Here is a 7,762-nt window from a genome sequence, read left to right on the forward strand (position 1 = left end):
AATGGACCACAGACAATTTCGCAGCCTTGTTCTTTCAGCGGTTCTTCTCGGGGGCGGTTTCGCTCTTGATTTTGCCGCACATGCGGCAGATCAGGCCGTTCAGCCCGTATCGGAGAAAAAGGACGGCACTCTTTATTCCGTAGACCTGGCCAAATATGCCGATTCCGCCCAGACCAGACTGGAGAAGGATCCGGAAACCGGCGAAAACATCCTTGTTTTCGATTGCGCCAGGCGTGGCTACTGCGTTACGGAACGCATTCCGAAAAACATCGTTGCCGGAAAAACGATCCTGATCCGTGCCGATATGGAACAGAAAGATGTGACGAAAGGCAAATATTTCTGGGAAACCGTCAAACTGCAATCTTCTTTCCGGAAGGCCGGTGATAAACACTCGACCATGCGGAATATTACGGTTCAGCCCGGAACTTCTTCTTGGCGCCCTTACGGTTATATTCTGGATGTTCCGGCGGATATCCAGAACGATCTTGAACTGATGATCGGGCTGCAGAATATTTCCGGCACACTCAAAGTCAAAAATATTCAGATTTGCGAACCTGTCCCGGTTGCCTCGGAAGGGCTGACGCTGTCCGGCTCCACCGCCCCTAAAGATGCGACCACTTATCGGAGCGGTGAAGAAATGGTGTTCAATTTTTCGCTTGCCAACAGAGACAACCTCGACTGGAAAAATTATCTGATTGAGATCGAACGCTCCGGCGACGACGGCGTCACGGAACGCCGGACCTATCCGGCACAGGCGACCGTCGCCGCGAAAACCGCCATCGCTGGGCCGGGAGTCGTCCGCATGGTCGCCAGATTGTTGACCGCGGACGGCATAATCGTCAAGAAAAACGGCAAGGAGATTACCTTTACCATGAGTGGGATTGCCGATTTCGACAAAATCCAACCCGGCGTTGCGGAGCCGGAAGATTTCGATGCATTCTGGGATAAGCAGAAAGCGCTGCTGGCGGAAGTCCCGCTGAAAGTGCTCAAGTTCGAGAAATTCAAGGAGCAGAACGGCAAAATTGCCTATGATGTGCAGGTAGCCTGTGCCGGGGAACGGCCGGTTTCCGGTTATCTGGTGATGCCTCGGAATGCCGCTCCGAAATCGTTGGAAGCCAAAGTGATTTTCCAGGGGTACGGGGCGACCGGTGCGGAAGCCCCCTGGGGGAAAGCCGATGAAAAGAGTCTGGCGTTTCAGATCAATGCGCACGGTTACCCGAACGGCCTTTCTCCGGCGGAGTATAAAAAACTCGGAGCCGGAAAAATTTTTGACGATAAATCCAATGAAAATCCGGAGACGGCCTATTTCAAAAATATGATTCTTCGCGCCGTGCGTGCGCTGGAATATGTTCAGACGCTACCGGAGTGGAACGGTAAGGATTTGAAAGTGGAAGGCGGCAGCCAGGGCGGTTATCAGGCGATTATCGCCGCGGGAATGCTCCCGGATCAAGTGACCGGCTGCTACGCTTTCATTCCGTGGTGCTGCGATCTGGGCGGCGTGACTGTCGGACGCCTCGGCGGCTGGCGCCCGAACTACACTCCGGCGCTCCGCTATTTCGACCCGGTCTATCATGCGAAACGGATCAAACATTCCATCGGAATCAATGCCGGCCTGGCGGATTATGTTTGTCCTCCCTCCGGTATTGCCGCACTCTACAACAACATCTCCTCCGCTCCGAAACGCCTGCGCTTTACGCAGGGGCTGGAACATGGCGGACGCGGTACGGATTCATGGTTCCGCGAAGTCAGGAAATAAACTCACATCAAGGATTGCCAAATGCTGATCACGAAAACAGAAATTCCTCCGTCTGGCTGGAACAGCTTCGACTGCTATCTGACCACCATCAACGAGGAGCAGACACTGGCGAATCTGGAACAGTTTCTCCGAAAGCTGAAGCCTGCCGGATATGAATATTTCTGTCTGGATGCCGCCTGGTATGCGGACGGCGATGCGGAACTCGACGAAGATCTCCGCAGAGTCGGCCAGAACCGCAAAATGCATATCGACGAATTCGGGCGCTTCATCCCTTCGCCGGTCAATTTCCCGCACGGGCTTCGCCCGATTGCCGACCGCTGCCATGAAAACGGCGTCAAGTTCGGCGTTCATCTCATGCGGGGAATGCCCCGTATCGCCCTGGAACGGAACACCCCCGTAAAGGGGGCCGGCTGCCGGGCGCGGGATATTTACGATCCGGACAACTTCTGCTCCTGGTGCGACTATACGGTTGCAACCGACGCCTCCCAAAGCGGCGCATTCGAATATTACAGGAGCGTTCTCGAATACCTGACCGAAGAACTTGCCGTGGATTTCATAAAACTGGATGACGTCGTGGAACATCCCGACCATGTGGCGCTGTTTGCGAAAGCGATCGATTCCGTCGCCCGCCCGGTTCTGCTGAGCCTTTCTCCCGGTTCGCAGGACATCTGGCGGGGGAGCTGGAAATTGTACGAACCTTATGCGAATATGATCCGCGTGACTGCCGACGCATGGGACCACGATGCAGTCAATGCGCTCAAACTCCAGCGCTGGCATGAATTCGAGGAACTCAGCGGCCCGGCCCTCTGGGCGGATCTTGACATGCTTCCCCTCGGAGCGCTTCAGGTGACGACTCCGCAGACCAAGCCGACGGAACAGGGGGCGGCGCGTCAGAGCAACCTGACGCCTCTCGGCAAGAAAACCATGATGACGATTTTCGCCATGAGCTGCTCGCCGCTGATTTTCGGCGGAGACCTTCCGCAGACGCCCGATGACGACATCGCCTGGGCGACGCACCCCGGAATGCTGGAGTGCAACCGCAACGGCATCGTCGGCAGACGGGTCACTCTGATGCGCCATATAGATGTCCGCAAAACCCCGCACAAAGCCGATCCCCGCCACGGCTGGCTGGGGATCTTCAACATCGATTCGGTTCGCAGACATGTGAAATTGACTCCGGAATTGCTTGGTTTCCAAGATATCCCGCCGCTCTTTGATGTCTGGGAGGAGCGCGATGCGCATGTGAATCCGGACGGCATATTGGAGCTGTATCTGCATCCCGGCGACTGCGCTTTCCTGAAATATTGAAAATGCGGTGATCCGGCATGAAAACTGAAACCTTTCTTCGGATTCTGGCAGGATTGCTCTGCGCCGGAAATACCGGCGCGGAGAACCCTCTGGAATTTCGCGAATATACGCAAACGGTCCGCCTGGAATTTCTCTCTCCCCGGGAAGCGCGGCAGGCACAGCTTCTGGCAAATCCCCTGCCGAGAAATTACAAACTCGCAGTGTCCGCCCGCTGGGACGATTCCGCCTGGGAACACCTTCGGACTTTGGAACACATGAAAAAGTACGGATTGAAAGGGACGTTCTACCAGAATAATCCGGTCTGGTGCCTCCGCCGCGATCCGGATTATCTGAAGACGCTGCAGACCGGCGGGTGTTCCATCGGGCTTCATACGGTCACCCATCCGCACTTGCCCTGCGTGGATTCCGTCTCCCATTTCCGCGAATACATGCGGAATCGGATCATGCTTGAAGTCTCGGGCCAGGCCTGCATCAATTCCCAGGTCCTTCCCTTCTGCGACTGGTGGGAGCCGGTGGCGCATGTCACGGGTTCCATCGGTCACGGGATGCGTGCCGCCGGAATCATTTCTTCGCCTGATGTGATGATGAAATCCGAACACCGGCCGGCTCTCGGCCACCCGCCGCGCAGCCATGCCTATTCCCGCATTCTGACCCCGGGCGACCGAGAGCCGAAACTGGCGGTTTTTGAAAAACAGCTGAAGAGCTGTCTCGCCGATGCGGAGACCTTAAGAGAAAATCCCTCCATCTCCATGGCAATGCATTCCTGGCATTCGGAAGAAGGGTTGAAAACACTGGATCTGATTTTTGAACGCCTCGCCCGGCGACCGGACTGGTGGTACTGCAATCAGACCGAATATGGAGCCTATCGGTATGAAGCGCTGAATTGTTCGGTCCGCAAAGAAACACAGGACTGCGCCGCCATATTTTCCATAACCCGCATGACGCCGGCAGAACTGGGCGCCGACGTGCCTCTCTGGTTTACCGTAAGCGCAGCCACTCCGTTGAAAGCGGCGGGAGGGCGGTTGCACGGCACGCTGCTCGAAGTCCCTCATGATTCACAGCGGGAAGTTCCGCGGAAAATCGGGAGGATGATGAAAAACGGAACTTCCTCCGAGTTTCCGGAATTGAGTCTGACCCTCGCTTCACTCGGCGCCGGCAAATGGCGTGCGGTGATCAAGAATCAGGGGTGGAGCGATTTGCGGGAGTGCGAATTTACATTTCGTTTTCCCGCCGTTTGGGAAAAAGCTGCAATGCGTGCCGATTTGCCGGCGGTGAAAGCCGGAAGTTCCGCTTCCGTCACTGTGGTTCAACCGTCCCGCAGACCGGAACTTTATTTCCAGTACGGCGCCCCATATGCGGCGCTCCAGCTGGATTTCCGGCGGAACGGCAAACAGAACCGGCTCTATGCGGAATGGGAGGAGCCCGCTCCGGAGAAACTGCCGCTGCCGCCCGATGACGCCGCCCTGATCTGTGAGATGCCGCCCAATGCGGATCCGGCCGGCATTTCGCGTCCGGATACCGTGTTGGCGAAGTCGGGCCTGACGGCTTCCCGGCATATCCGGAAACGGAAGAATGCGGGCCCGTATTCCATTCATCCCGTGATCGACAATCGGAAATGGCCGCGTGACACGGCTGTGCTGGCAATTCTGGATTTTGAAACGGATTCCGCATCTCCGCTTCAGTTCCGCAGCCGTTCGCTGGAAGCATGGCTGAAATGCGAAATCTGGTTTAACGGCAAGAAAATCGGTCCGGCGCATTCCGGAACGGTTGACCTGCAACCGCTCAGCGGGCGCAACCGGCTGGTATTCAGGACACCTCCGAACCATGGAATCGTATTTACTCTGACCGGCAGGGAAGATTCGCAAATAAAATTTCTCAAAACTGAATAACGGTTTGTTTTGATCATAAATTGAAGAAGGAAGAAAGAGGCATAGGATGACCTGGCTTGACTGGCTGATCGTAATTGTTCCAGTAGCACTATTGATCTGGATATCGGTTTATTCACGGAAGTATGCGCGGGGAGTCGTGGATTTTCTGGCGGCGGGACGAGTTGCCGGACGCTATATTATTTCCGTGGGAGATCTGGCCGCAGGCCTATCCGTGATTTCTCTTGTGGCAAACGCCGAACAGTTCTACCAGACCGGTTTCGCGGTCAGTTTCTGGGGAGCCGTCACAGCCCCGCTCGGCATATTCATGGCGTTGACCGGATATTGCCTGTACCGCTGGCGCGAAACACGCTGCCTTTCCCTGGGGCAGTTCCTGGAGCTTCGTTACGGGAGCAGGTTTTTTCGTGTTTTCTGTGCTGCTCTGCGTACAATTGCGGAATTGATCACAAACGCCATCGGACCGGCCATCGCGACCAATTTTTTCATCTACTACCTCGGCCTTCCGCATCGAATTACGGTCATGGGAATCAATCTGCCGTGCTACGTAATCATCGTAACGCTCTGCCTGTGCCTCGCGCTGGTATTCATCTGGCCCAGCGGACGCATTTCTCTGCTGATCACGGATACTTTTCAGGGGCTTCTCAGCTATCCGATTTTCGTGATCATTGTGGGATACATCATTCTTAACTTCTCATGGACGAACGATATTGCGCCGGTCATGCTGAACCGTGTTTCCGGTCAGAGTTTTCTGAATCCCTACGACGTTTCGGAGCTTCGTGACTTCAATATCTTTGCGTTGGTCGTGACCTTGTTCAGTTCAGTTCTGAACCGTGCGGGATGGATCGGCAATGATACCAGCGGAGCGGGCAGGACTCCCCATGAACAGAAGATGGCCGGCGTGCTCGGAGCATGGAAAAACGGGTTCGCTTCCATGATGATCCTTTTATTGGCAGTCGTGGTGATCACGTTTATGACCGGCCCGCGTTTCATGCATTCCGACAATAAATTCAAGATTTCCAGTACAGAGATCCGTCAGGAACTTTCCGCGAAAGTCCTGGATGATGTGGTTGCCGATACAGCCGTCAGGGCAAAAGTCATGAAGGCCATTCACAAAATTCCGGAAACCTTCACGAAACAGGAGTGGGACCGGCCTCTTTCCCAGCAGCACAACCTTGATACCCCTTACTTCAATGCAGTCCGGGATACGCTTGGCGATACCCCCGACGCTCGCCATCAGTTCCAGAAGTACCGCTCACTTTATCAGCAGATGATGATGCCGTCCGTGGTAAGCAAAATCTTCCCGGTCGGCATGCTCGGATTATTTTGCCTCCTGATGGTCATGCTGCTGGTCTCAACCGACGACAGCCGTATTTTCAACGCCTCCTCCACATTGACGCAGGATGTGATTCTGCCGATGTTCAAGGGGCATCTGGATCAAAGAAAACACCTTCTGCTGCTGCGGCTCACCAGCGTTGCCGTTGCATTGCTGTTCCTGATGGTATCAATCTTTTTCGCCCAGTTGGATTACATCAATATGTTCATAACGATCATGTGCGCGCTCTGGCTCGGCGGCGCCGGACCGATCATGGTGTTCGGGCTTTACAGCCGCTTCGGAAATCTGACCGGAGCGTGGTGCTCAATCATTTTGGGTTCGGGCACTTCTCTGTTGGGACTTATCTTTCAGCGAAACTGGGCAAAAAGCATCTACCCGGCGCTGGAGCAGCTGGGGATGGTGGAGACGCTGGATTCTTTCCTACAAACTGTCTCCGCGCCGTTCAATCCCTGGATCGAATGGAGCATGGATCCGGTCAAGTTTCCGATCAATTCATTTGAAATTTTCTTCATTTCAATGGTTCTTTCTCTCGGCGGGTATATTGTCGGCTCCTATCTCACCTATAAGCCGTATAATCTTGACAAGCTTTTGCACCGCGGCATTTATGCGGATGCCCCGGCGCCGCCGAAAGAACACTGGACATTCCGCAATGTTTTCAGTAAACTCATCGGCATTACGGACGAATACACGCGGGGGGATAAAATCATTGCCTACTCCGTTTTCGGTTATTCGTTCGTCTATCAGATTGGCATTGTCTTTGTGGCAATCGTCATTTGGAATACAATCAGCCCCTGGCCGGATGAATGGTGGACGGTCAAGTTCTTCATTACATCGCTGGTCATTCCGGCCATCGTCGGACTTATTTCGACGGTCTGGTTTATGATCGGCGGCATTCGCGACACCCGCCGACTCTTTATCGATCTTGAAAAACGCATCGAGGACCCGGATGACAACGGGCAGGTTCTCTCGCATTCGGATTCCTGAAAACAGCATTTTGTTTCGGGTCGATCTCCCCGGTTGAACATCGGGGATCTTGACCTGAAACAGGACTGAGACGATATCACCTGCAAGCCTGCAGCCTGCACTCTCGGCTCAGCGGCGGGCATTCCGGGATCATGCAGGCAATCGTTTCCAGGCTGACCTTCTTTCCAGGCTTTTCCTATTTGGAGAGATGTTTTGTCGTGTCCCTCTTCCTGATTCATCCCGAATCCCGGTCTCTTTTCAGGATTTCCGCAAAATACCATGTTTCAAAGAACTGATGTAAGAAAAAGTCATTTGCTAATTTCAGACCAAACAGTGGACTTGCCGAATAGTGCATTCCGTTCTTATCGAAAAAAAACTCCTGATTACGGTGAATATGCTGCATCATTTCCTTATCGTGTAAGTATGCGCCCAATGAGCTACATGTCTGAGGCATTTCCGGTGTCTTGAAAGGGAAAAATTGAAAAATTATTTGGTGTTAGACTTCCAGTTTGGGGG

4 protein-coding genes are annotated in these 7,762 nt (G+C 54.1%); all 4 read left to right on the top strand.

Translation table 11 applies throughout. The features are described from left to right. Window position 1 precedes the first annotated feature (1 nt). Genes C8D82_RS18990 through C8D82_RS19005 form a run of 4 tightly spaced genes read left to right on the top strand, consistent with a single transcriptional unit; the run spans window position 2 to window position 7,267 of the window. Window positions 2–1,756, top strand: a complete 1,755-nt coding sequence (locus C8D82_RS18990; RefSeq protein ID WP_116885871.1) for an acetylxylan esterase — start codon at window positions 2–4, stop codon at window positions 1,754–1,756. A gap of 21 nt (window positions 1,757–1,777) precedes the next feature. Beyond that, the gene (locus C8D82_RS18995; protein ID WP_116885872.1) at window positions 1,778–3,064 is read left to right on the top strand and encodes a glycoside hydrolase family 27 protein; all 1,287 of its coding nucleotides are present in this window, start codon (window positions 1,778–1,780) and stop codon (window positions 3,062–3,064) included. Window positions 3,065–3,081: 17 nt separating this feature from the next. Continuing rightward, on the top strand, window positions 3,082–4,953 hold the full coding sequence (locus tag C8D82_RS19000; RefSeq protein ID WP_116885873.1) for a polysaccharide deacetylase family protein: 1,872 nt from the start codon (window positions 3,082–3,084) through the stop codon (window positions 4,951–4,953). Between the two features lie 46 nt (window positions 4,954–4,999). Further along, entirely contained in the window at window positions 5,000–7,267 is a 2,268-nt protein-coding gene (locus C8D82_RS19005; RefSeq protein WP_116885874.1) for a sodium:solute symporter family protein, read from the top strand. Window positions 7,268–7,762 lie beyond the last annotated feature (495 nt).

Source organism: Victivallis vadensis (assembly GCF_003096415.1).
In the GTDB taxonomy this organism is placed as follows: Bacteria; Verrucomicrobiota; Lentisphaeria; order Victivallales; family Victivallaceae; genus Victivallis; species Victivallis vadensis.

Bases quoted from the DNA above. Each gene is read 5' to 3' on its own strand.
- C8D82_RS19000 (WP_116885873.1), top strand. From the start codon at position 3,082: ATGAAAACTGAAACCTTTCTTCGGATTCTGGCAGGATTGCTCTGCGCC.
- C8D82_RS18995 (WP_116885872.1), top strand. From the start codon at position 1,778: ATGCTGATCACGAAAACAGAAATTCCTCCGTCTGGCTGGAACAGCTTC.
- C8D82_RS19005 (WP_116885874.1), top strand. From the start codon at position 5,000: ATGACCTGGCTTGACTGGCTGATCGTAATTGTTCCAGTAGCACTATTG.
- C8D82_RS18990 (WP_116885871.1), top strand. From the start codon at position 2: ATGGACCACAGACAATTTCGCAGCCTTGTTCTTTCAGCGGTTCTTCTC.